Source organism: Pokkaliibacter plantistimulans, assembly GCF_003194385.1.
GTDB classification, from domain to species: domain Bacteria; phylum Pseudomonadota; class Gammaproteobacteria; order Pseudomonadales; family Balneatricaceae; genus Pokkaliibacter; species Pokkaliibacter plantistimulans.
Genome location: NZ_LAPT01000160.1, coordinates 1 through 2,117 on the forward strand (window position 1 = coordinate 1; position 2,117 = coordinate 2,117).

Consider the following 2,117-nt stretch of genomic DNA (forward strand, 5'->3'; position numbering starts at 1 on the left):
GGCACCGCCTTGTCACCCGCTTTCACTACGACACCCAGCACCGGCTGAGCCAGGTCACCCTGCCCAACCTCAGCACCGTGCGCTACCGCTACGACGCCTTTGGCCGGCGCATCAGCAAAGACATTGGCGGCTACCTCACCACCTTTATCTGGCAGGCCAACCGCCTGATCGCCGAAACCGACGACTTCAGCCACTACCGCAGCTACCTCTACGAACCCGGCACCTACCGCCCGCTGGCCCAGCTCGAAGGCGAAGGCAACCTCGCCCAGGTCTACTACTACCACCTCGACCACCTCGGTACCCCGCAGGAAATGACGGCGGCCAACGGCGAACGGGTGTGGTCGGTGCAATACAAAGCCTACGGCCACGTCAAACGTACACTGATCGAAAAAGTCGATACCAACCTGCGCTTTCAGGGGCAGTACTACGACGGTGAAACCGGGCTACACTACAACCGCCACCGCTACTACCACCCCGGCACCGGACACTTCCTGACCCCGGACCCGATCAAACTGGCGGGCGGGCTAAACCATTACCAGTACGTGCCGAATCCGGTGAACTGGGTCGATCCGTTGGGGTTGAAGACAGGCAAAGCCGTACCTGATGGCTGTCCGAAGTACTCCGATAAACAAAAAGCCATCATTGACGAGCTGAGGGCGAAATATCCGAATGCGGAGCCGAGGCTGCCGGATGCACAGGGCAATATCAATGAGAAGCATAATGCGGGGGAGCGGACGCCGAATTTTAAGAATTGGCACGACGACGGCGGTGTGGTGCTGTATGACGCCAAGACCGACCAGTATATCTATGCCACCGATATGAAGACCTCGACCTATGGTCAGAAAACGGTGGATGTGGTCTATTCCCCGGCGGCGGATGGCAATCACTATCCTGACTTTAGTCCCTATTCGTATGATCAGGCAGAACTTCCGAATGGCGTAGCGGTGCCAAAAGATCGTAACGTTGATTATGCAGAGTTTTACAGGGTATTGGACCAACAGCACGGTGAAGCGGGATATAGTGAGCGGGTTTATGGTGTTAAAAGAAATAGAGATGGTACATATCCGGGTAAAAACCCTCAAGTTACTGGAAGTGATGGCAATACGATATACACACCACATCATCATGAGAATGCAAAATTAATGTTGATGGTTGATAGAAGTATCCATAATAAATTCAAACACAAAGGAGGCGTGTCAAATGCAAATAAATAGTATTGTTAAAGTATCAAAAAACTACAAATTTCCTGTATCTGATCAGGATGTGGTCGAAGCAGAAAAAAAAATTGGAATAAGGTTTCCTCCAGTTTTTAGGAAATTTATATTGGAGTGGTGGGGTTATAATGTGGAACTCGTGGACGAGAATATTCGACGTTATGGGATATTGTTTCCTCATGCTAAGCCAGGTCGTGGTTTTGTAGTTCCTCAATTTACCCCAAGTTTTGGCGCAATGGTTGAAACTGTTGGGGATAGTTGCTTGCCTAAGAACTGTCTTTGTTTCGAACATCATGCTTACCAAGGAGAGTTGTTCGTTGACTTATCGACTGATCATATTTGGTTCTTTGAAACTGACATAGATGGTCAAGAGATGGATGAGTATTATCGAGACTTTTTAAGCTATGAAGATGCATGTGATGCATTTGATCCAAAAAATGGCATTGTGCCCACTTACTTTACAAAAATTGCTGACAATATTTTCGATATGCTCGATGAAAAAAGATTTGTGATTATTCCTGATGACGTTCCGGGATAATTAGGAGGCTATATGGAAAGCTATAACTACGCCGACTTCTATGAGCAGCTTGATAAAAATAAAGGAGAGCCGGGATACAGCGCACGTGTTTACGGTGCTCCCATTAACCCGGATGGTTCTTATTCAAGAGAAGCAGGGAATACCCCTCAGAAAAGGGATGAAAACGGTGAGCTGATGTTTGCGCTCCATTACGATCCGCGTACCAATAAAATAATGGTCGTCGATTATAAGGTCTACAGCGCATTTTATGCGGGCCACACTTTGTAGTGGCCAATGGGTGCAGGTCAATGTGATAAGAAGGTCACTATTTGAATTCACTATCCCCATCAACCCTTTCGCTGATGCAAAACTTCCACGCCGAAGTT

3 protein-coding genes are annotated in these 2,117 nt (G+C 48.3%); all 3 read left to right on the forward strand.

What is annotated here, in order from left to right; all coding sequences use genetic code 11:
• Positions 1–1,214: RHS repeat-associated core domain-containing protein (locus WH50_RS25110; RefSeq protein ID WP_207780483.1), on the forward strand; the 1,214-nt coding region annotated here is incomplete at its 5' end.
• Positions 1,201–1,752 carry an SMI1/KNR4 family protein gene (locus WH50_RS25115; protein WP_110190149.1) on the forward strand — a complete coding sequence of 184 codons (552 nt, stop codon included), beginning with the start codon at positions 1,201–1,203 and terminating at the stop codon, positions 1,750–1,752. The genes WH50_RS25110 and WH50_RS25115, both read left to right, overlap by 14 nt.
• Before the next feature lie 12 nt (positions 1,753–1,764).
• Positions 1,765–2,019 carry a hypothetical protein gene (locus WH50_RS25120; protein ID WP_110190151.1) on the forward strand — a complete coding sequence of 85 codons (255 nt, stop codon included), beginning with the start codon at positions 1,765–1,767 and terminating at the stop codon, positions 2,017–2,019.
• The last annotated feature ends 98 nt before the right edge of the window (positions 2,020–2,117 follow it).

What these genes read in the sequence shown, in the direction of transcription:
- WH50_RS25115 (WP_110190149.1), top strand. Translation starts at nt 1,201, where the DNA reads ATGCAAATAAATAGTATTGTTAAAGTATCAAAAAACTACAAATTTCCT.
- WH50_RS25120 (WP_110190151.1), top strand. Translation starts at nt 1,765, where the DNA reads ATGGAAAGCTATAACTACGCCGACTTCTATGAGCAGCTTGATAAAAAT.